The organism is Enterococcus sp. 5H, from assembly GCF_028128615.1.
In the GTDB taxonomy this organism is placed as follows: domain Bacteria; phylum Bacillota; class Bacilli; order Lactobacillales; family Enterococcaceae; genus Enterococcus_L.
In genome coordinates, this window is the sequence record NZ_AMDP01000018.1 from 57870 (window position 1) to 79694 (window position 21825).

Sequence of the window (21825 nt, forward strand, 5' to 3'; positions counted from 1 at the left end):
TAGGGATTATTCAATAAACAAGAGCAAATAGGTTTATTACAACCTCTTTAAATGAAATGGAGGAAAGATACATGAGTTCAGGAAAGATTGTTGAAGTAATCGGTCCCGTCGTTGACGTGGAATTTTCACTAGATCAATCCTTACCAGATATTAATAACGCCCTAGTTGTGTATAAAAACGGCGAACAAAAACAAAAAGTTGTTTTAGAAGTTGCCTTAGAATTAGGTGACGGTGTGATCCGTTCAATCGCAATGGAGTCTACTGATGGCTTACAACGTGGGATGGAAGTTATCGATACAGGTAAACCAATTTCAGTGCCTGTTGGTAAAGAAACATTGGGTCGTGTGTTCAATGTTTTAGGCGATACAATTGATTTAGAGGCACCGTTTCCAGAAGATGCTGAACGTAGTGGGATTCATAAAAAAGCGCCTGCTTTTGATGAATTAAGTACCAGTAATGAAATTTTAGAAACAGGGATTAAAGTTATCGATTTATTAGCTCCTTATTTAAAAGGTGGGAAAGTCGGACTTTTCGGTGGTGCCGGTGTTGGTAAAACCGTTTTAATCCAAGAATTAATTCATAACATTGCTCAAGAACATGGCGGTATTTCAGTATTTACTGGAGTCGGTGAACGTACACGTGAAGGTAATGACTTGTATTTTGAAATGAAAGATTCAGGCGTTATTGAAAAAACAGCGATGGTGTTCGGTCAAATGAACGAACCACCAGGTGCTCGTATGCGCGTTGCTCTTACTGGTTTAACAATTGCTGAGTATTTCCGTGATGTTGAAGGACAAGACGTACTATTGTTTATTGATAATATTTTCCGTTTCACTCAGGCTGGTTCAGAAGTATCTGCTTTATTAGGTCGGATGCCTTCAGCTGTTGGTTACCAACCAACTTTAGCTACTGAAATGGGACAATTACAAGAACGAATTACATCAACTAAAAAAGGTTCTATTACCTCTATTCAAGCGATTTATGTACCTGCCGATGACTATACGGATCCGGCTCCGGCAACAGCTTTTGCCCATTTGGATGCGACAACCAACTTGGAGCGTCGTTTAACAGAACAAGGAATTTATCCTGCGGTAGATCCATTGGCTTCATCTTCAAGTGCTTTAGCGCCTGAGGTTGTGGGTGAAGAACACTATGCGGTTGCAACAGAAGTACAGCATGTTTTACAACGTTATCGTGAGTTACAAGATATTATCGCAATTTTAGGAATGGATGAGTTGTCTGACCAAGAAAAAATCTTAGTTAGCCGTGCTCGTCGTATTCAGTTCTTCTTATCACAAAACTTCAATGTAGCAGAACAATTTACTGGTCAACCAGGTTCTTATGTTCCTGTTGCAGATACAGTTAAAGGCTTTAGAGAAATCCTTGATGGAAAGTATGATGATATACCTGAAGAAGCGTTCCGCAGCGTGGGTAGAATCGAAGATGTTATAGAAAAAGCAAAAACATTGAGCTATTAGAAGGAGGAGACACAGAATGGACATTTTGACTGTAAATGTGGTAACTCCTAATGGTTTAGTTTATGACCACCGTGCAACGATTGTTGTTGCTAAAACAACAGATGGTGAGATTGGTATCTTACCTCAACATGCGCCAATTATTGTACCTTTAGCTATTGATGAAGTTCGTGTAAAGAGAACGGATTCTGATAACCATGTGGATTGGATCGCAGTTAATGGCGGTATCATGGAAGTTCGAGATAACATTGTTTCAATTATTGCCGACAGTGCCGAACGTGAACGAGATATCGACGTACCTCGTGCAGAACGTGCCAAACAACGTGCAGAACGAATTATTCAAGAAGCAAAAGAAAATGCTAATTCGGATGAACTTCGTCGGGCAACAGTTGCTCTGCATCGGGCAATTAATCGAATCAATGTATCAAAACATTCGTAACATATTATAGAAGGTTGAAGCAGTGGAACGTTCACTGTTTTAGCCTTTTTTTAATAATTTATAGAATTTACATATATTTTTTATTGAAAGTTAAGAATCTTTATTTTAGGTTTTAGCTAATATATGATAAACTGTCTTTGTATTCTAATTTTTTGCTAACTAGCAGTACTCACTAGCCTTTTTGAAGTTGAACAACAGTTTTAATTTAATTCATTCAGGGGCTAGTCGAAATTAAGGAGAAAACTATGCAATATTATGGTGTTGATGCAGTGGTTCGGATAATTTGCCATATGATGTTTATTTATGTCAGTTTTTGGGCAATGCAGTCTATCAGAATCGACCAGTTTTTCAAAGTCCATCGAACCTCTCAAGTACGATTATTAATCGTCTTCTTTTCAATTGTTATCGGCTATACGGTAAGCTCATTTTTCTTAGAGTTTTTAGCCTTATGCCGTAACTTATTTGTTGTTTTTTTTCCGTGAGAATGGACAAATAAAAAGAAAAGGTACTATTTGTTGGTAAATAGTGGTATAATAGAAAAGATTTTGGATTGAGACATCCAACTCTAACTTTTTTGGGGGGAACAAAATGGAACAGATTATTGTTCATGGTGGTAACCAATTAAAAGGAACGGTCAAGATCGAAGGGGCTAAAAATGCAGTGTTACCGATTTTAGCGGCAACCCTTTTAGCGGAAGAAGGTACAACAACATTAAACAACGTGCCGATTCTTTCTGATGTATTTACAATGAATCAAGTAATTAAACACTTAAACGTAGATATTGATTTTAATGAAGACTTAAACCAAGTAATTATTGATGCGACAGAGCCTTTAGGCATTGAAGCTAATTATGAATATGTAAGTCAAATGAGAGCTTCAATCGTCGTTATGGGTCCTTTATTGGCTCGTAATGGACACGCTAAAGTTGCGATGCCAGGTGGCTGTGCAATCGGCAAACGGCCAATTGATTTACACTTAAAAGGCTTCCAAGCTTTAGGTGCTAAAATCATTCAAAAAAATGGCTATATTGAAGCTATTGCAGATGAGTTAATTGGGAATACTATCTATTTGGATTTCCCTAGTGTAGGAGCTACACAAAACATCATGATGGCAGCTGTTAAAGCCAAAGGCACAACTATCATTGAAAACGTTGCTAGAGAGCCTGAAATCGTTGATTTGGCAAACATTCTTAATAAAATGGGTGCGAAGATCGTTGGCGCAGGAACTGAAATGATGCGTATTGAAGGTGTAGAAAAACTTCATGCTGTTAAACATTCAATTGTTCAAGACCGAATTGAAGCAGGTACATTTATGGTAGCCGCTGCAATGACTGAAGGTGATGTACTGATTGAAGAAGCAATTCCAGAACATAATCGTCCATTAATTTCAAAATTAACTGAAATGGGCGCTGTTATTCGCGAAGAAGCTGATGGTTTACGCGTAATTGGTCCTAAAGTAATTAAACCAACAGACATTAAAACATTACCGCATCCAGGTTTTCCTACAGATATGCAGGCACAAATGACTGCGATGCAAATGGTAGCGAATGGTTCGAGTGTTGTAACTGAAACAGTCTTTGAAAATCGTTTCCAACATTTAGAAGAAATGCAACGTATGAATGCAGATGTGAAGATTGACGGAAATATTGCGATTATTAACGGTACTGATGCATTACAAGGAGCAGCAGTTGAAGCAACAGATTTACGAGCAGCAGCAGCTTTGATTTTAGTAGGTTTACGAGCTAATGGTATTACACGTGTTTCTCACTTAGAGTATTTAGATCGTGGCTATTATAAATTCCATGAAAAATTACAAAAATTGGGTGCAAAAGTAGAACGAGTAAACGACGAAAAATCTATTGAAAAGAAAATGTCAACTGTTAGTTAAAAGGAGAAATAGATATGAGTTCGACACGCTATATTATAGTGACTTTGTTGAAAGTCTTAGTAGTGATTGCCTTAGCGATTATTTTATTTGTGACCGGTACGATGATTGGTTATGGGTTGATTGGCGGGGGAAATCCAAAAGATGTGTTCAAAGAGGAAATTTGGGCTCATATTTTAGAGTTTTTTAAGTAAGGATATAAGAATAAAAAGAGAATGTGAATAACCAGTTCAGCAATTAATTTGTTGGGCGGGTTATTTTTTTGAATTGCAGATAAATTTATTTTACTTATTTTCAGATGTGTTCCGTTAGTCTTTTAATAAATGAATACGTAAAGATAGCTAAAGTATTATTTCGAATGTAACAAAGAACCAATTGATTTTGTGAGAATGTCACGTAGCTTTAATTATGTTGTAACCTCAAAGCTTTCTAATCATGATACGATAGCCCTCGTATGATTTTAGGAGGAGAAACTAATTAATGAAGAGAGGATGGGTATCAATCTTAGTTATCGTTTTTTGTTTTATTGCTGGAACAGTAATTCCAGTATATGCAATGGATAATACCAAAAATGAAATAGAGTCTTTAAAAAATTACACAGTTGTGTCTGAAAATAGAGTAAAAAATTTGTCTAGCTCAATGATCCATTCGTTATCAGAAAGCAAAGCTTTTCAAATTGTTAAAACTGAACTAATAAACAAAGAAAAGGCAGAAGCAGCTAAACAAGAAGCACAATTAGCAACTGTTAACAAAGAGGACTCAAAACCAGAAGGTGAAAAAATAATTATGGAAGCAACAGCATACTCTTGTAATGAAGGGGTTACTGGTGGTGGTAATTTAACAGCACTCGGTCAAGATCTCCAAGCAGATCCAATGGCAATTGCGGTTGATCCAACTGTTATTCCATTAGGCACAAAGCTTTATGTCGAAGGATATGGTGAGGCAGTCGCTAGTGATACGGGCGGTGCAATCAAAGGCAATATCATTGATCTTCACTTTACAGATGTATCTGAATGTATTACATGGGGGAGAAGGCAAGTTGAAGTAACGATAATAGCCTAAATATAAGATTTTATTTAGAAGGATTCTGAAAAAGGATCTTTCTATTTTTTATTTTATTGTATAATCAGCTCCCTAATGATAATCAATCTCTGTAATTGTTTTCACTAAATCGTAAAATAAAAGTGTTCTATGTTATAATAAAGATTGATTAATAGCAGAAAGGGCGATAAAGTGATGAAAGCAAAAGTTACTGAAATTGGCGTTCGAGCGTTAGATGAAAAAGAACCGATTATTATTCTCTTTGGGGAAGGTGCTACTGAAAGTCTAAGAGAATATTCTGTGATTCAAAAATTTCAAGAGAACCGACCTTTGGAGATGAAAAAAGGTGATTTATTAAAGATTGATGGTCAAGAATATACTATTTCATATGTTGGCGCGTTTGCTAATAATAATTTGAATAGCATTGCACACGTGACGCTTGTGTTCGATAATGTTCCTAAAGAAGATCCGATTGTAAATGGACTATATCTTTCTCCAAGTAAACTTCCGACTATTGAAGTTGGGACTGTTATAGAATATGGATCGCTTGGAGTGTGATTGAATGGAGCAAAATAAGGACAAAGAAAAACGTCTATCATGGTTTTGGCGTTGGTTTTTAAATAATCAAGTTGTAACGGCGTTATTGATCGTTTTATTAATTTTATTAATACTGTTGGTTTTCACAAAAGTATCTTATTTGTTTAAACCGCTGCTGCAATTCGCTGGGGTAGTTGGTTTACCGTTAATTATGGCGGGAATTCTTTATTACTTGATGAACCCGGTAGTAGACTTTCTAGAGAAAAAACAAGTGCCGCGAATTTGGAGTATTATTGGTTTATTTATTTTAGTTGTAGCTTTAATTATTTGGGGACTAGTTGTGATTGTTCCAAAAATTCAGGAACAAACGATTAGTTTTGCCAATCATTTTCCGCAATATGTAGAAACAATTGATACGAAAATGCAAGAAATTCTAAGTGATCCGCTCTTTGCGCAATTCCGGGTTCAATTAGAAGACATGGGTGATAAATTAGCCAGCTCTTTAACAGATATTATCAAAAATGTTTCGACATTTACGGTACAGGGGTTAGGTAGTTTTGTTGGTGCAGTAGCGACGGTGATCGTAGCGATCATAACGATGCCCTTTATTTTATTTTACTTGCTGAAAGACGGCAAACAGTTAGCTCCGTATTTAATGAAGTTTTTACCTAATAAAATGCGCAAGCCAACGTTGAAAGTATTAGGAGAAGTTAATTCACAAGTTTCTTCTTATATTCGCGGACAGTTAACTGTTGCTTTTGCAGTTGCAGTGATGTTTATCATTGGTTTTTCTGTTATTGGATTGGATTATGCGATTACTTTAGGAATTACAGCTGGATTTCTGAATTTAATTCCATATTTAGGTTCATTTTTAGCAATGGTGCCGGCAATTTTTCTTGGAATTGTTGGCGGACCAGTCTTGTTAGTGAAAGTGTTGATCGTATTTGTGATTGAGCAGACGATTGAAGGGCGAGTAATTTCTCCTCTTGTTTTAGGGAGTCAATTATCCATTCATCCAGTGACGATTCTAGTTGTGTTACTGACTTCTGGTAAATTATTTGGTGTCGTAGGGGTTATCTTGGGAATTCCGGTGTATGCGGCAGCTAAGGTTATCATTACACACGTTTTTGAATGGTACAAAGATGTCTCTAGTCTATATCATGAAGAAGAGTTGGAAAAATTAAATGAATAAAAAAAGAAAATGAAGCAGAATGACTCTGTTTCATTTTCTTTTTTATTAAAATGTTTTACCTAAATTAGTTGCTTGATCCATTGCATTACCTAGTAGTTCTTCTGCTTTTTCTGGATGATGGTCAATTCCTTCGATGAATAGTTGATCCACTTCAGAAACACCGATGAAGTTTAAGATACCTTTTACATATTGTGATGCAAAATCTTGTCCTTCATAAAATCCACCATTTGATTGAATGTGTAAAGCTTTCTTACCGTTCGTTAATGGTTTTGGTCCTTCTTCTGTATATTTGAATGTTTTACCTGCAACATTAATTGTATCTACCCAAGCTTTTAAGCGAGTTGGCACATTTAAGTTCCATAAAGCATTTGCAATAACAACTTTGTCAGCACTTAAGAATTGATCTGTTAATTCATTAAAACGTGCAACTTTTGTTTGTTGGCTTTCGTTTAGTTCAGTGAATTCAGTACCAGTTCTTAGCGCACCCCAGCCAGAAAGTAATTCTTCATCGATTTCTGGAACGAAATCTGTATAAACATCTAATAAATCAATTTCGTCTGCTGGGTTTTGTGCTTGATAGCTTTCTAAAAAAGTTTCAAGGGCACGAACAGAACGAGATTCTTCTTTAGTAAGTGGATGTGCTTTAACTACAAGTAATTTTGACATGGTAGGTCTCCTTTGAAATACCGAAGTATCATTATTTTTTAATCAAAAACTATTTTACTAATAAAAAGTAAGGAAATCAATGTTTTTGATTATTTATTTGTAAAAAATAGTGATAAGGTTAGGTTTTGTTGACAAAAAATAATGAATTTAAGACATTTCTCTTAAGAAATAAGGGATTTTAGAGTATTGAAATATCCGACCAATTAAAGTCGAATCTTGTGAGAATCTTTCTAATTGGAATGAATAATTAGTGTCGATTATTTTAACTAAAATAAAATCTATAAAAACCATTAAGATTGAACAAGAATACATTTTTAAAGAAAGTTAAAATGTTTGGCCATTTTTCTGATAATTCGCTTAAAAATATTTCGTGAAAAGGGTTGCACATTAATAAAATTAATGGTATTCTATCTATGCAATAAGGATTGTTACTGTTCGGCAGGCAAAACCTGAATCTTCCATAGTATTTGAATTGGGCGGATTCTAGGTTTTTTTCATTTGTATTTGTAAAAGTGAGGTTCATCATGTATATCGAAAAAATATTAAACAATAATGTCATTATGACGAAAAATGAATCAGGTGAAGAAATAGTCTGCATGGGCCGAGGATTGGCATTTCAGAAAAAAATTGGTGATATTATCGATCCAACGTTCATTGAAAAAGAGTTTGTATTAAAAGACTCTGTCACTTCAGGACAATTTCAGCAATTATTTGCAGATATTCCATTAGAAGAAGTAGAGGTCGTTAAAAAAATAGTTGATACTGCTGAAGAAGAGCTTGGAATTGAGCTTTCTTCTAATATTTACTTGACCTTAACTGACCACGTACATTATGCGATTATGCGGGCAAAAGAAGGCATTGAGATGCCTAATCCATTAATGTTTGAAACAAAAAAGTTTTATCCTAAAGAATTTGCAATTGCCAAAAATGGTGTCGCTTTAATTAAGGAAAAACTGAATATTGATTTTCCCGAAAGTGAAGCAGGTTTTATTGCTTTTCATATCGTTAATAGTGAACAAGCTAATGGTAATATGGAAGTAACAATGGCTGCCACTGAAATGGTACGCGATATTCTAACGATTATTAGTCGCTATTTTGGTAAACCATTTGATGAAGATTCATTGAATTATCAACGAATCGTGACTCACCTTCAGTATTTTGCACAACGTTATCTTCAAAATGAAACCCACGATGAAGAAGACGATTTCCTATATGAATTGATTCAAAGCAAGTACCCGAAAGCATTTCAATCGGTACAGCGAATTAATGATTACTTGATGAAAAAATACGATAAACCAATCGACAAAACAGAACAAATTTATTTAACGATTCACATTCAGCGAGTAACTGGTGAAAAGAAATCTTAGATACCCATACTGAATGATTTAAAATTGAATTTCAATCGTAGCGGATTGTTACTGATTAGCAGGCAAAACCTAGATTGAAAAAACAACCGATGTATTTATACTGAACTTTTTTAGTATGATAGATCATTGTTTTTTCAGTTTAGGTTTTTTTATATAAAAAATATAGAAAAGAGGAATAGATTATGAGTAAAAATCAAGAAATCGCGGCACGTGTCTTAACGTTAGTTGGCGGGGAAGAGAACGTGAATAGTGTCGTTCACTGTGCCACAAGATTACGTTTTAATTTAAAGGATGAAGAGAAAGCGGATACAGCAAAACTGAATCAAGACCCAGATGTGATTCAAGTTGTTAGAAGTGGCGGACAATATCAAGTAGTTATTGGTAGTCATGTAAGTGATGTTTATAAAGAATTAATGGAACATAGTGGTCTAGGGGATGAAGGTTCTAGTTCAAATGAAGGACCGAAAGGCAATATTTTTAATCAGCTTATTGATATTATTTCATCTATTTTCACACCATTTTTAGGTGCAATGGCTGGAGCTGGGGTTTTAAAAGGTTTTTTAACACTAGCTGTTGCGATGAATTGGCTAACAGCCGAATCAGGCGTTTATACAGTTTTATTTGCAATCGGTGATGGAATCTTTACATTCCTACCAATTCTTTTAGCTTTCACTGCTGCTAAAAAATTCAATACAAACCAATTTTTAGCAGTCTGTTTGGCAATGGCTCTTGTTCATCCAAGTATTACTGCATTAGCAGGAACAACATTAAGCTTTGCTGGAATTCCGGTAATTATTGGTGCTAGTGCGTATACTTCATCAGTTATCCCGATTATTTTAGCTGTTTATGTACAAAGTTTTGTAGAACGTTTCTTCAAGAAAATTGTTCCTTCGTTTTTACAAATTATTTGTGTCCCTCTAGGTGTATTTCTTGTGATGGCTCCAGTTACATTTATCGTAATTGGTCCAATCGGTACAATTTTAGGTGATTTATTAGGAAAAGGTTACGATGGTATTTATGGTTTAAGTCCAATGCTTGCTGGAGCAGTAATGGGTGGTTTATGGCAAGTATTTGTAATGTTTGGTATGCATTGGGGCTTTGTTCCAATTATGCTGGTTAATTTAACAACAAATGGTGCGGATACAATGGTACCAATGTTACTTCCAGCAGTATTAGCACAAGGTGGAGCAGCATTAGCAGTATTCTTTATGACAAAAAATGTAAAACTTAAGGGATTAGCATTATCTTCAACAATCACATCTATTTTTGGTATTACAGAACCTACAGTTTACGGTGTAACATTACCGCTTAAAAAACCTTTTATTGCAGCTTGTATTGGTGGTGCAGTCGGTGGTGCATTTATCGGCTTTAGCCATGTACAAAATTACGTATTTGGTTTAGTAAGTATGTTAAGTTTACCTGGTTTTATTCCAGCAGATTCAAAAGATACTTCAGGAGTGATCGCAGCTCTTATTGGAACGGGAATTGCAGTTGTCATTGCCTTTGTCTTAACATTTGTTTTAAAATTTGATGATAAGACTGAAGACGCTGAGTTAGATGCTTTAAGCAATGACGATAACAACACATCAAAGCAATCTAATGAAAAAAATGATAAAATAATTTTAGCAAGTCCTTTAACTGGTACTACAGTGCCTTTAAACAAAGTTGAAGATCAAGTCTTTTCGTCTGGAGCATTAGGTAAAGGTATCGCTATTGAACCAACAATTGGTGAGCTTTATGCTCCAGCCGATGGAGAAATTTCAACACTATTCCCAACAGGACATGCAGTCGGAATCACGACAGTTGATGGGGCAGAAATTTTAATGCACATTGGGATGGACACAGTAGAGATGGAAGGCGACGGTTTTGAATTAATTGCTAAACAAGGAGATAAAGTTAAACAAGGTGATCTATTAGTAAAATTTGATATTGAAAAAATCAAAGCAGCTGGACATCCTACAGTGACGCCAATTGTAGTTACTAATAGCACTAATTATCTTGATGTTTTAGATATGGATCAAACAGATGTATTACACGGTGAAGATTTCTTAGCAATTGTACGTTAATGAAATGGTTTTATAAATGACTGTACTCAAGTTAAAATCTAAGGAGGAATAATGTATGTCAGTTAAATCAACAAGATTTCCAGAAGGATTTTTATGGGGCGGCGCAACTGCTGCTAATCAATTGGAAGGTGCATATCTAGAAGATGGTAAAGGCATTTCAGTTGCCGACGCTATGCCTGGCGGTAAACAACGTTTTCAAGTACTAGGTAGTGAAACGTTTAATTGGGAAATTGATGAAGATAAATATATTTATCCTAATCATCGTGGTATCGATCATTATCATCGTTTTAAAGAAGATATTGCTTTGTTTGCTAAAATGGGATTCAAATGTTATCGTTTTTCAATTGCCTGGGCAAGAATTTTTCCTAAAGGTGATGAAACAACACCGAATGAAGCTGGTTTGAAATTTTACGACCAAGTTATTGATGAGTGTCTAAAACATAATATTGAACCTGTAGTTACTATTTCTCATTATGAAATGCCTCTGCATTTAGCAAAAGAATATGGCGGCTGGAAAAATCGTCAACTCATTGATTTCTTTGAGAAATATGCTAAAGTAGTTCTAACACGTTATGGCAAAAAAGTGAAATATTGGATGACGTTCAATGAAATTAATTCAGCGTTCCATTTTCCGGCGTTAAGTCAAGGGATGGTTAAAGCAACAGGTGCTGGCGATTATCAAAATATTTTCCAAGCATGGCACAATCAATTTGTAGCAAGTGCTAAGGCCGTTAAAATCGGTCATGAAATTAACCCGGATATGCAAATTGGCTGCATGATTATTTACGCAACAACATACAGTATTGATGCAAATCCAGTCAATCAAATGGCTACTTTAGCGCAAAATCAAGAATTCAACTTCTATTGTACAGATGCTCAAGTTAGAGGCGAGTATCCTGCTTATCAACAACGGATGTTTGAAAAATATGGAGTATCTGAATTAGAAATCGGTGCTGATGATTTAGAATTAATGAAAAAATATGCAGTTGACTACATTGGTTTTAGCTACTATATGTCATCAGCGGTTAATGAAACTGCTGAAGTAGAAGACACAGTTGAAGGAAACTTATTAGGCGGTGTCCGTAATCCATTCTTAGAAGCAAGTGAATGGGGCTGGCAAATTGATCCGGAAGGGTTAAGAATCGCTTTAAACGAATTGTATGATCGCTATCAAAAACCTTTATTTATCGTTGAAAATGGCTTAGGTGCGATTGATAAAGTAGATGAGAATTTTTATGTAGAAGATGATTACCGTATTGATTATTTACGCCGACATATTGAAGCAATGTCAGACGCAGTTCATGATGGTGTTGATTTAATGGGATATACGCCTTGGGGGTGTATTGATTTAGTTAGTGCTTCAACAGGTGAAATGAGCAAACGTTATGGTTTTATCTATGTTGATCTAGATGATAATGGCGAAGGTACGATGGATCGCTATGAAAAAAAATCATTTAACTGGTATAAACAAGTCATTGAAACTAATGGACAAAACTTGAAATAAAAGATTGCAGGATAGATCAGTAATTTCTGATTTGTCCTGCTTTTTTTCTCTTTTCTTTTGAAGCAGGTAAATTATTGCTGTATAGTTATTTTGAAAGGAGGGTTTAAAAATGAATCAAAAAGAACTCAAGCATCCTTTTTTTGTGATTATCGGTCCAAGTGGTTCTGGTAAAACTAAAGTAGCAGAGGCTGTTTTTCCAGCTAATTATAAAGTTGTTTCACATACAACACGTCCGATTCGCAAAGATGAAGTAGATGGTGTAGATTATTATTTCGAAACAAACCAACAATTTGAACAACTGATTAAAGAACATGCATTAGCTGAACACGACCATTATCATGGTTATAAATATGGTGTGGGCGTAGCTGATTTGTTAGAAAAAACTAGTAATCATTATGCTTTTGATGTACTAACATTGAAAGGTTTTCAAGATATTGAAGCTATTTTTGGCGAAAAAGTGATCCCGATTTTTCTGAATGTCTCTAAGCAAAATGTTTTATCTCGTTTAAATGAGCGTGAACAAGATCTGAAGTTAATCAATGAACGTTTAGCTTTATACGATCAAGAGGCGAAAAATAAAGAGAGCTTGAAGCATTATAAGAATACCTATTTTGTTGATGCAGACCAACCCTTTGAAGCAGTAGTAAATGCTGTTAAACAGATTGTGAATAACAATTTGTAGGAAGAAAATTTATCATGATTGAAACCTGAGTGGGACAAAACTAAAAATCTGTTTTGCTTCACTCGCTACATCCGAATAAACGGCGAGAAAAAACCGACTTATTTACCGGAGCTATCTCGATCTCTTAAAAAAAGAAGGTACTCCCTTTAATCTTGCCGTTTATTCGTATTTTAGCTTCGGAGCAAAGTATTTTTAGCTATCGTCTGTTTCTCTGTTTATGTAATGACAAAAATGTTAGTTGTAAGAAATAGTAATTAATGGTTAAATGAAATGGTAACCTGATAAAAAGTTATCTAATAGTGACAAAAAAACAATGCAAATCATGGTAAAATATAATTGTAATTAGATAAAAGGTATTTTATTCTGAAGCCTACTGCAATAGGTAAATATAAAATTTAATACTATATGGATAGACTTGGCAGCCCACTACTATTTTGTGGAAATTGGACAAGTCTAAAATAATGCCGTTTATTTATGGGGTTAGTTGTAAAAAGGTTGTCTGAATTTTTGAAATAGAATATAAGCTAGGATAAAAATGTCAAAAAAATTTGGTTTTATTCGAAGATTTTATTTATATAAAAAATAAAATCTAAGAAATTGGTATATATGTTAAAATAGGTGATTTTCTAAGCAAATTGAAAGTACAATCTTTCTTTTAAAGATCATTTACTTGCTGAAATCACTAGACATGTTTAGAATTAATAAAAGGAGACATTCGGAGGGGGAAGACGAATGAAAAAATTTCAATTATCGAAAGATGTATATGTGAAAACGGTTGCGATTAGAGTAAAAGATGTGGAAAAAATGGTTAACTTTTACAAAAATGTGTTGGGTTTTGTATTAAAATTAGAAGAAAATAATTTGTCTATTCTAGGTTCTCAAGAAAAAAATAGCCGTTTATTGATTTTAGAAGAAACGGATACGGAAGATCAAGTTGTTGGAGCGTTTGAAAAAGCGTTTTGTTTTTCTTTATTGATTCCGACAGAAGAAGAATTTGGGAGTGTTTTAAGAAGAATATCCTCTCATCAGTATCCGATTGAAAGGGCAGTCCAAAGCGCTAATCGTCGCAGTGTTTTTATCATTGATCCAGAAGGTAACGAGTTAGAAGTAAGTGTTCAGATTGCGGTAAATGATGGTCCAGATCAGCAAGAAACATTTAGTGTACAAACGTTGGTACATGAGAGTAGAGTCCTGTATTCAAGTTTATCACCCGAAGTTCATTTTGATCGATTAAAAATTCCGATGGAAAATCGTGCGGGATATTTTCATTTCTATAAAGATATTTTAGGTATGGGAACAGATCAAGAGCATGAAGAAGACTTATTATTGGATAACGGTGGTTTTGTCGTTCATCTTGATGATTCTGCAAATGTTGTGTCTGAAAATAGAACGGATGAAGAGACGCTGGGGATTGATTTTTTTGTCATTCCACTTAAAAATGAGGAAGACATGCTTAAATTAAAAGAGCATTTAGAGAGAAAACAGCAAGAATTTTTTGTTGATAAAAAGTTAACAATTTTAACAATATTTGACCCAGGCAAGATTGAATGGTGGTTTGTAAGAAATGAATAAGCAATAAAAAATATCGATTAAGCTTAGAATGAATGAGGAACTAAAATAATGTATATAGAAACAAAAAAAAAGATTCAAGAGTTGATAAATGAAGAAGTGTTTCATGGTACTTGTTTTTCTTTTATGACGGAACGAGAAACGAAAGATTATATTTGGGGAAATGCGCAAATATTACCGACAGTCGAACCAATGAAACGTTCGCTGCTTTTTGATGTGGCTTCTTTGACCAAAGTAATTTGCACGACCACGGTGGTATTGCAAATGATGGAAGCAGGGGAGTTAGATATTGATCGACCACTTCATTTTTATTATCCAACGTTTAAGGATGAAAAAATTACACTGCGACATCTGTTAACTCATACATCGGATATTCATAGCTTTATTGAAAATCGTGACATGCTGACGAAGGAAGAGTTGCGGACCGCCTACAATAATGTAAAATCAGATGAGAATTTAGGGAAACAAGTTGCTTACACTGATACGGGAACTATTTTGCTTGGGTTTATGTTGGAAGAGCTATTGGGAGAAAATGTCATTGAGATTTTTAGAGAGCGAGTATTAGAACCGATTGGTATGACAGCTAGTACGTTTTTACCTGACAATCCTACACTAACTGTTCCAACTGAATTTCATCCTGTCAGGGGGTTAATACGTGGGCAAACCCATGATCCAAAAGCATTTACATTAGCAGAACATGCAGGTAATGCAGGTTTATTCAGCAATCTATCAGATATTAAAAAGTTTACTGAAATGTATTTAAACGCGGGAGTAGCTGGTACAAACAGAATTTTAGCAGATACAACAATTCAGTTATTGTTAAAAGATCAAACCCCTGAAAAATCGGGATATCGTTCTTTAGGTTGGGATTTAAAAAAAGATATAAGCGGGAAAAACTTATTATTTCATACAGGCTATACAGGCACTTTTCTCTTGATCGATCCAATCGGAAAAGAGGCCTTTGTTTTTCTATCAAACCGTGTTCACCCAGTTGATAAAAGAGCAGAGTATATTGAAAAAAGAGACGAACTTATTCAAACGTATTTAATTGAAAAAAATAACAATCAAAGATGAATCGCTTTCTTTTTAGTGGTATAATTGATTCGAGTAAAAACTGAAAGGGGACTCTCTAACAATGCAGCAACCTTTATTTTTAAAACCAGTGTTTCAAGAAAAAATCTGGGGCGGCGATCGCTTACATACCGTTTTTGGTTTTGATTTACCCAGTAACAAAATTGGTGAAGATTGGGCGATTAGTGCACATCCACATGGTGTCAGTGTAGTAGAAAATGGTGAATTTGCTGGTCAAAAGCTTGATGATTTATGGACCAATCACCGTGAATTGTTTGGAAATGCTCAGGGAGATGTTTTTCCTTTACTAACTAAAATTTTAGATGCCGAAGATGATTTATCTGTACAAGTTCATCCTGACGATACCTATGGCTTAGCCCATGAAGGCGAACTAGGAAAAACAGAATGTTGGTACATTATTGATGCTGAACCAGGAGCAACGATTATTTACGGACATAACGCTAAAACACGTGAAGAATTAGAAGCTATGATTAAAGAAGAACGCTGGGATGATTTATTAAAGAAAGTTCCTGTCAAAAAAGGTGATTTCTTCTACGTACCAAGTGGAACAATTCATGCGATTGGCAAAGGGATCATGATTTTAGAAACGCAGCAAAGTAGTGATACAACATATCGCGTTTATGATTACGATCGTAAAGATGACAAAGGTCAAGCGAGAGAATTGCATATTCGTCAGTCTGTAGATGTGACAACAGTTCCGGCTAAAGATGCGCAATTGTCGATTCAGCAACAAAATCAAGGTCAGTCAAGCATTGTTACTTATTTGAAGACAGCTTTCTTTAATGTTTATGAGTGGCAAGTTAAGGGAGTTTTGAAATTAAAGAAAAATGCGCCTTATACATTGGCAACGGTTATTGATGGTGTGGGTAGTTTGATTATTGAAGAAGAAGGTACGCTTAAAACAGAACAGTATGATTTAGAAAAGGGAACAAGTTTCATTTTACCGAATAGTATTACGAAATGGCGAATTGAAGGGGATCTAACAATTATCGCTTCAGAACCTGGAATAGATGTATAAGTAAAAAGAAGATTGTTTGGAACTTCCAAACAATCTTCTTTTTACTATTCAACTGTGACCATCTCTGTAGGAATTTCAAATGGTTCACCGTATTTTTTTTCTAAGGCTGTTTTAATTAAACGAATACCAAGATTTTCATTCCGAGCAAGGATTGGTCCATGGAAATAAGAACCAAACACATTTTTATAAATTACACCTTCAGAACCATCTTCGCTATTATTACCTTTACCTTGTATGACATTACCTAATGGACGCTCGCCTTCACCTAAAAATGTTCGTCCATTATGATTTTCAAAACCGTAATAAGTTTCATTGAATTCTTCATTATGAATTACAATATCACCGATGTAACGGTTGTTTTCTTGGCTTAAAGTGTAGTGATCCAGCGCACTAATCCCTTTGATTTTTTCACCGTTAGCACCCATATAATAATGCCCTAAAAGTTGATAACCACCGCAAATAGCTAGCATCACACCATCATTTTCGATGTATTCTGTTAATGATTCTTTTTTTGTTTGAATATCTTCTGAAATAATTAATTGTTCAAAATCTTGACCACCGCCGACAAAAACAAGATCATATTTATTGGGATCAAAAGGTTCATGGATACTCACGATTTCAGAACGAAAAGTGACACCCATTTTTTCAGAAAGATATTTCAGCATTAATAAATTACCGTTATCACCATAAGTGTTCAGCAAATTTCCATATAAATGACAGACAACTAATTCTTTAGGCACCATTCATCCCTCCTTGAATATATCCCTTTGCCGCTAAAGATTTGCGTAATTGCAAGACAGCAGTATATGTTGCTAAAATATAAACGTGTTCTGTTGGAAGTTCTTTAATCGCTTCAATGACAGCTTCTAAATCCGGAATTTCTTTTAGTTTATCTTCAGAAATACCAGCGACTTTCAAGCGTAATGCCATATCTTTATGACGATCACCGCCTGCAATCACTTCTGGAATTGCCATTTCTGCTAGCGCTTCATGATCGCCATCCCAAATCCAACTGACATCAATTCCATCAGCATAATTAGCATTTAGAAGTGAAACAAGTGAAAACGAATAAGGAGCAAGTCCCATCATATCAATAACTTGATTCAAACCAACAGGATTTTTTACTAAAACAAGAGTACATGACTTATCTCCGATTTTGATTGTTTCTTGACGACCGAAAACTTTTTCATCATAGCTTAAACCTGCTCTGATTTTTTCCGGTGCTACACCGTAGTGTTCAGCGACAGCTGTTGCTGCTAGTGCATTGTACACATTATACATTCCGCCAACCGCAATACTGTATTCAGCTCCGTCAATAACAAAATCAGCAGAAGTATTATCCATTTTGACCATTTCCGTTAATTGAACATCTAGTTCAGGACGATGGAAACCACAGTTTGGACAATAATATTTACCGAGATTGGCATAAGTAATCATTTTATAATGTAAAATATGATGACATTTTGGACAAAGTAGTCCGTCAGTATTGTAATGAGCCATCTGTTCATGGTCAGGTTGATGATTAAAACCATAGTATTTTCTAGGATTTATCGTCTCAACAGAGTTAAAAATAGGTGAATCTCCGTTGCACAAAATAGGTGCTTCTGGTGCGGCTGAGGCACCGTCAACAATCAATTTGTACGTAGTATAAATTTCCCCATAACGATCCATTTGATCGCGGAAAATATTTGTAAATAAGAATAATTTTGGTTGAATATATTTCGTTACACGACTAAGACTAGCCTCGTCAATTTCAAGTACAGCAAATTTCTTTTGTGCATGCTTATTTTTAGCAGAGAGGAAAGTTGAAACGATTCCTTGCTCCATATTTGCACCAGTCGGGTTTGTCAGTACGTGGTCAAACTCTTGACGTAAAATATTCACAGTTAAAGCAGTTGTTAAAGTTTTACCATTGGTTCCGGTGACAACAACAATTTCATAATCTTTTGCTAATGTATCCAAAATCTTTGGATCGATTTTTAATGCTAATTTCCCAGGGTAGCTACTGCCGCCTTTGAAAAAAGTTTGTAATATCCATTGAGAAGTTTTTCCAGCTAGGATTGCTGCGTGACTTCTAATTCCCATAAAGCACCCTCCAATTTCATCAAGCCAAATCAGGTCAAAAGTGTTCGTGTATGAACAATGTTTATTCGCCCAATTAGTTAATAGTAAAAATGAAACAAATATTTTATTCTGCTTCACTTTGATAAACTCAATTTATAATAACACAATTGAAAAAAAAAATTAATTCCTTTTACTCTTTCTTACTATATTATAAAGATAAACAGAGTATTATTAAAAAGGTAGATAAAACCATTTTAGTGTATAATAAGAATATCTAATTTGAAACCGATTACTTGATTTCTCATATGAAAAAAATGATGTTTCCAGAAAGGCGGTTTATTTCTTTGATAAAATTACGGTTGAGAGAGGCAGTCATTTAAAAACAAAAGAATAAATACAATTTAAGCAATAGAAGCGATTATTATCAGTGATTCTGAATCTAAACGTTTCTGTATAAGGAGAGTTAATATGTTTCAATGGAAAAAGCTTAGTAAGTCAGATATTAAACGTGAAATTTTAGCAGGAACAACTTCATTTTTTGCTATTTCTTATATTATTATGGTAAACACAGTTATTTTAGCACAGGCTGGTATGCCCAAAGAATTGACGGTTTTTGGAACTATTTTTATTTCTATTATTGGTTCGGTTCTGATTGGGTTATTCGCAGATGCGCCGATTGTGTTAACGACAGGAATGGGTGTGAATTCATTTTTTACCTATACCTTAGTTTTGTCGTTGGGGCTGACGTGGCAGCAAGCTTTAGCTGTTAGTTTTTGTGCAGGAGCTGTTTATCTAGTTGTTGCCTTTACCAAGTTGAGTAAACTGTTTGCTGAAGTTGTTCCGGAAACCTTAAAAACGGGAATTACTGTTGGAATTGGTTTTTTTCTAGTTTTAATTGGATTGGAAAAGGGGCATTTGATTGAACGGAGTGAGCATACTTTTACTCATTTAGCGCCATTAAACGATCAGTTGACGTTGTTGACTTTATTTTCATTAGCACTGACTTTAATTTTATTTTTAAAAAAAGTACAAGGAAGTTTTTTTATTGGTATCGTGGTTGTAACGCTTGTATCTAACCTTTTAGGATTAGTTACACCGACAGAACAATTTTCTTTAAAGAGTATCAGTCATTATTCGGATGTTTTTTTGCAATTGGATTTTAGTTCATTTTTCTCGAAGAGTTTTCTATTGGGAGTATTTGCCTTGTCGATGATCTTGATTTTTGAATCGATGGGCTTGCTTAAAGGCTTGATGCCAGAAGCGGAAGAAGAACAGTATCTGCGTGCTTATCGTATGACAGGGTTCATTACATTAATTTCTGGTATTTTTGGAACAAGTCCAACTGTTGCTGCGGCTGAAAGTGCAACAGGGATTGAAGAAGGTGGTAAAACAGGATTAACGGCTATTACTAGTGGTATTTGTTTTCTATTAGCGTTGATTGCCTTACCGTTTCTTTCGTATATACCAGATGCTGCGTTGGCACCAGCGATTATTATCACAGGTTTCTTGATGATTCAGCAGATCAAAACGCTAAACTTTGATGATTTTAGTGACTATTTTCCAGCTATGTTGATGATTGTCTTGATTCCTTTCACGATGGATATCTCTGATGGGATGGCTTTTGGTTTTGTAGCATTTCCTTTGACGAAATGGGTTTCTGGTAAAAAAGCAGAATTATCGTTGCCGTTATGTCTAATCTCCGGACTATTTTTACTTTATTTAATTGTGAATGTCTTTATCTGATGTAGAAATAAAAGCTGAAACCGAAGTACTCTCAGAGTTACTCCAGTTTCAGCTTTTTTAATTTATCCAATAATAATTTTTTCTGACGGATACTCATAACCAATATCTCGTGTTTCTTTCGGTACGAATAACAGCAATGTATAAAGCATTCCAATTCGTCCGATAAACATCAATAATGCGATCATTAATTTTCCAACAGTAGTCAAATCAGATGTAATCCCCAAAGATAATCCGGTTGTTCCAAATGCTGAGGCTACTTCAACGATGATTGCAATTAGCGGGTGGTCTTCTGTAGCCGTTAAAAATAAAACAGCAAAGAAACACATGGTTAACGATAACATAAACACGACAATTGATTTTTTGACATCATCTTCATCGATTCGGCGGCCAAAAATATTAATTTTATCTTCACTTTTTAAAAATGAGTATAGATACAAACCAATAATCGCGACAGTCGTTGTTCGAATACCACCGCCAACAGAGCTTGGGCTACAACCAATAAACATTAACAACGAAAAAACAATCAACGTAGTAATCTGAAAATCACCTAAGTCATTAATTTGCAGACCAGCATTTCTAGTCGTCATAGAATAAAACATCGATGTCATCCAACGTTGAATTTCGCCCATATTTACAAATAAATGATCTTTCTCTAATAAGTAAATTAAAAGCGTTCCGCCAATAAAAAGAATAACGAATGCTAACAAAGCTATCTTACTGAATAACGAAAAACGAAAAGGTAAGCCTTTTTTCTGCTTTTTAAAAAACAACCATTCACGAACTTCCATCAAAACAGGAAAACCAATTCCGCCGATAAAAATTAAAAACATAATAGCTAACAGAAAAATATAGTCATTTGCAAACGGCATAATTGAATCTCCAGTAACATCAAAGCCAGAGTTTGTCACAGCAGAAATCGACTGATAAAAACCGTAAAAAATCGCTTTAGGCCAAGTCTTATAATAACCAGCAAAATAAAAATAAATAGAAAAAAATGTCCCGAAAATAATCTGGAACCATAAAATAATCGAAAATGTAATTCTGATTAAGCGAACGATCCCACTCAATTTTGGCTGATTCATATCAGTCATGATTAATTGTCGCTGTTTTAAAGAAATCCTACGTTTCGATAAGATAATAAACGCAGTAGAAATCATCATGATGCCTAAACCGCCTATCTGAAAAAGAACTTCCATCAACAATATTCCTCGTTCATTAAAGACCGAATTAATATCGAAAGTCGTTAATCCAGTAACACTCACCGTACTAATTGCCATGAAAAACATATCAATAAAATGAACGTGAACACCGGGTTCTCGAAAGAAGGGCAGACAAAATAATAAATAAGAAATCACTGTCATAATAATATAGTATGAAACGATAATTTGAATAGATGAAAAATTTTTGGAGACAAAACGTCTACCTTTCCGTTGCAATAACCATAAAAAACGCAGATTCATAATGGACCTCCTGAGTATCATTAAAA

19 protein-coding genes and 1 pseudogene are annotated in these 21825 nt (G+C 34.8%); 16 read left to right on the plus strand and 4 right to left on the minus strand.

Annotated features, from left to right (window positions below):
* Positions 1 to 71 precede the first annotated feature (71 nt).
* The 8 genes from atpD (at position 72) to C240_RS05165 (ending at position 6568) form a co-directional block, all read left to right on the plus strand.
* Complete coding sequence (atpD, locus tag C240_RS05130) at positions 72 to 1478, plus strand: F0F1 ATP synthase subunit beta (RefSeq protein ID WP_271491886.1); 1407 nt, start codon at positions 72 to 74, stop codon at positions 1476 to 1478.
* Positions 1479 to 1494: 16 nt separating this feature from the next.
* Entirely contained in the window at positions 1495 to 1914 is a 420-nt protein-coding gene (locus C240_RS05135) for a F0F1 ATP synthase subunit epsilon (protein ID WP_271491888.1), read from the plus strand.
* Positions 1915 to 2159: 245 nt separating this feature from the next.
* On the plus strand, positions 2160 to 2396 hold the full coding sequence (locus tag C240_RS05140) for a DUF1146 family protein (protein WP_271491889.1): 237 nt from the start codon (positions 2160 to 2162) through the stop codon (positions 2394 to 2396).
* A 106-nt stretch (positions 2397 to 2502) separates the two neighbouring features.
* Positions 2503 to 3801 carry a UDP-N-acetylglucosamine 1-carboxyvinyltransferase gene (gene murA, locus C240_RS05145; protein ID WP_271491890.1) on the plus strand — a complete coding sequence of 433 codons (1299 nt, stop codon included), beginning with the start codon at positions 2503 to 2505 and terminating at the stop codon, positions 3799 to 3801.
* Between the two features lie 14 nt (positions 3802 to 3815).
* On the plus strand, positions 3816 to 3992 hold the full coding sequence (locus tag C240_RS05150; protein WP_271491891.1) for a DNA-directed RNA polymerase subunit beta: 177 nt from the start codon (positions 3816 to 3818) through the stop codon (positions 3990 to 3992).
* 286 nt (positions 3993 to 4278) lie between these two features.
* Complete coding sequence (locus tag C240_RS05155; RefSeq protein WP_271491892.1) at positions 4279 to 4860, plus strand: 3D domain-containing protein; 582 nt, start codon at positions 4279 to 4281, stop codon at positions 4858 to 4860.
* Between the two features lie 174 nt (positions 4861 to 5034).
* Positions 5035 to 5397 (plus strand): PTS glucitol/sorbitol transporter subunit IIA, encoded by a 363-nt coding sequence (locus C240_RS05160; RefSeq protein WP_271491893.1) that lies wholly within the window; start codon positions 5035 to 5037, stop codon positions 5395 to 5397.
* Positions 5398 to 5401: 4 nt separating this feature from the next.
* Positions 5402 to 6568, plus strand: coding sequence for an AI-2E family transporter (locus C240_RS05165; protein WP_271491894.1), 1167 nt, complete (start codon positions 5402 to 5404; stop codon positions 6566 to 6568).
* A gap of 45 nt (positions 6569 to 6613) precedes the next feature.
* On the opposite strand, the gene C240_RS05170 is transcribed toward C240_RS05165, so the two are convergent.
* The gene (locus C240_RS05170; protein ID WP_271491895.1) at positions 6614 to 7234 is read right to left on the minus strand and encodes an FMN-dependent NADH-azoreductase; all 621 of its coding nucleotides are present in this window, start codon (positions 7232 to 7234) and stop codon (positions 6614 to 6616) included.
* 524 nt (positions 7235 to 7758) lie between these two features.
* Here C240_RS05170 and licT point away from each other — a divergent pair.
* The 7 genes and pseudogenes from licT (at position 7759) to manA (ending at position 16532) form a co-directional block, all read left to right on the plus strand.
* Complete coding sequence (gene licT, locus C240_RS05175) at positions 7759 to 8601, plus strand: BglG family transcription antiterminator LicT (RefSeq protein ID WP_271491896.1); 843 nt, start codon at positions 7759 to 7761, stop codon at positions 8599 to 8601.
* Between the two features lie 182 nt (positions 8602 to 8783).
* Complete coding sequence (locus tag C240_RS05180; RefSeq protein WP_271491898.1) at positions 8784 to 10667, plus strand: beta-glucoside-specific PTS transporter subunit IIABC; 1884 nt, start codon at positions 8784 to 8786, stop codon at positions 10665 to 10667.
* Between the two features lie 55 nt (positions 10668 to 10722).
* Positions 10723 to 12171 (plus strand): glycoside hydrolase family 1 protein, encoded by a 1449-nt coding sequence (locus C240_RS05185; protein WP_271491900.1) that lies wholly within the window; start codon positions 10723 to 10725, stop codon positions 12169 to 12171.
* 109 nt (positions 12172 to 12280) lie between these two features.
* Complete coding sequence (locus C240_RS05190) at positions 12281 to 12853, plus strand: guanylate kinase (RefSeq protein WP_271491902.1); 573 nt, start codon at positions 12281 to 12283, stop codon at positions 12851 to 12853.
* Between the two features lie 732 nt (positions 12854 to 13585).
* Positions 13586 to 14425: a VOC family protein gene (locus tag C240_RS05195; protein ID WP_271491904.1), complete on the plus strand. Its 840-nt coding sequence runs from the start codon at positions 13586 to 13588 to the stop codon at positions 14423 to 14425.
* Positions 14426 to 14473: 48 nt separating this feature from the next.
* Positions 14474 to 15512: pseudogene (locus C240_RS05200) on the plus strand (serine hydrolase domain-containing protein).
* Between the two features lie 45 nt (positions 15513 to 15557).
* Positions 15558 to 16532, plus strand: coding sequence for a mannose-6-phosphate isomerase, class I (manA, locus tag C240_RS05205; protein WP_271491908.1), 975 nt, complete (start codon positions 15558 to 15560; stop codon positions 16530 to 16532).
* A gap of 44 nt (positions 16533 to 16576) precedes the next feature.
* On the opposite strand, the gene C240_RS05210 is transcribed toward manA, so the two are convergent.
* Positions 16577 to 17275, minus strand: a complete 699-nt coding sequence (locus C240_RS05210; protein ID WP_271491910.1) for a type 1 glutamine amidotransferase — start codon at positions 17273 to 17275, stop codon at positions 16577 to 16579.
* Positions 17265 to 18617 (minus strand): Mur ligase family protein, encoded by a 1353-nt coding sequence (locus C240_RS05215; RefSeq protein ID WP_271491912.1) that lies wholly within the window; start codon positions 18615 to 18617, stop codon positions 17265 to 17267. The genes C240_RS05210 and C240_RS05215 overlap by 11 nt, the downstream gene beginning before the upstream one ends.
* A gap of 447 nt (positions 18618 to 19064) precedes the next feature.
* Between C240_RS05215 and C240_RS05220 the strand changes: the two genes are divergently transcribed.
* Positions 19065 to 20339: an NCS2 family permease gene (locus C240_RS05220; RefSeq protein ID WP_271491914.1), complete on the plus strand. Its 1275-nt coding sequence runs from the start codon at positions 19065 to 19067 to the stop codon at positions 20337 to 20339.
* A 62-nt stretch (positions 20340 to 20401) separates the two neighbouring features.
* Here C240_RS05220 and C240_RS05225 read toward each other — a convergent pair whose 3' ends face one another.
* Positions 20402 to 21799 carry a TrkH family potassium uptake protein gene (locus C240_RS05225; RefSeq protein ID WP_271491916.1) on the minus strand — a complete coding sequence of 466 codons (1398 nt, stop codon included), beginning with the start codon at positions 21797 to 21799 and terminating at the stop codon, positions 20402 to 20404.
* Between the last annotated feature and the right edge of the window lie 26 nt (positions 21800 to 21825).

Excerpts from the sequence above, each read along its gene's own strand:
- atpD (WP_271491886.1), top strand. The coding sequence starts at position 72 with ATGAGTTCAGGAAAGATTGTTGAAGTAATCGGTCCCGTCGTTGACGTG.
- C240_RS05135 (WP_271491888.1), top strand. The coding sequence starts at position 1,495 with ATGGACATTTTGACTGTAAATGTGGTAACTCCTAATGGTTTAGTTTAT.
- C240_RS05140 (WP_271491889.1), top strand. The coding sequence starts at position 2,160 with ATGCAATATTATGGTGTTGATGCAGTGGTTCGGATAATTTGCCATATG.
- murA (WP_271491890.1), top strand. The coding sequence starts at position 2,503 with ATGGAACAGATTATTGTTCATGGTGGTAACCAATTAAAAGGAACGGTC.
- C240_RS05150 (WP_271491891.1), top strand. The coding sequence starts at position 3,816 with ATGAGTTCGACACGCTATATTATAGTGACTTTGTTGAAAGTCTTAGTA.
- C240_RS05155 (WP_271491892.1), top strand. The coding sequence starts at position 4,279 with ATGAAGAGAGGATGGGTATCAATCTTAGTTATCGTTTTTTGTTTTATT.
- C240_RS05160 (WP_271491893.1), top strand. The coding sequence starts at position 5,035 with ATGAAAGCAAAAGTTACTGAAATTGGCGTTCGAGCGTTAGATGAAAAA.
- C240_RS05165 (WP_271491894.1), top strand. The coding sequence starts at position 5,402 with ATGGAGCAAAATAAGGACAAAGAAAAACGTCTATCATGGTTTTGGCGT.
- C240_RS05170 (WP_271491895.1), bottom strand. The coding sequence starts at position 7,234 with ATGTCAAAATTACTTGTAGTTAAAGCACATCCACTTACTAAAGAAGAA.
- licT (WP_271491896.1), top strand. The coding sequence starts at position 7,759 with ATGTATATCGAAAAAATATTAAACAATAATGTCATTATGACGAAAAAT.
- C240_RS05180 (WP_271491898.1), top strand. The coding sequence starts at position 8,784 with ATGAGTAAAAATCAAGAAATCGCGGCACGTGTCTTAACGTTAGTTGGC.
- C240_RS05185 (WP_271491900.1), top strand. The coding sequence starts at position 10,723 with ATGTCAGTTAAATCAACAAGATTTCCAGAAGGATTTTTATGGGGCGGC.
- C240_RS05190 (WP_271491902.1), top strand. The coding sequence starts at position 12,281 with ATGAATCAAAAAGAACTCAAGCATCCTTTTTTTGTGATTATCGGTCCA.
- C240_RS05195 (WP_271491904.1), top strand. The coding sequence starts at position 13,586 with ATGAAAAAATTTCAATTATCGAAAGATGTATATGTGAAAACGGTTGCG.
- manA (WP_271491908.1), top strand. The coding sequence starts at position 15,558 with ATGCAGCAACCTTTATTTTTAAAACCAGTGTTTCAAGAAAAAATCTGG.
- C240_RS05210 (WP_271491910.1), bottom strand. The coding sequence starts at position 17,275 with ATGGTGCCTAAAGAATTAGTTGTCTGTCATTTATATGGAAATTTGCTG.
- C240_RS05215 (WP_271491912.1), bottom strand. The coding sequence starts at position 18,617 with ATGGGAATTAGAAGTCACGCAGCAATCCTAGCTGGAAAAACTTCTCAA.
- C240_RS05220 (WP_271491914.1), top strand. The coding sequence starts at position 19,065 with ATGTTTCAATGGAAAAAGCTTAGTAAGTCAGATATTAAACGTGAAATT.
- C240_RS05225 (WP_271491916.1), bottom strand. The coding sequence starts at position 21,799 with ATGAATCTGCGTTTTTTATGGTTATTGCAACGGAAAGGTAGACGTTTT.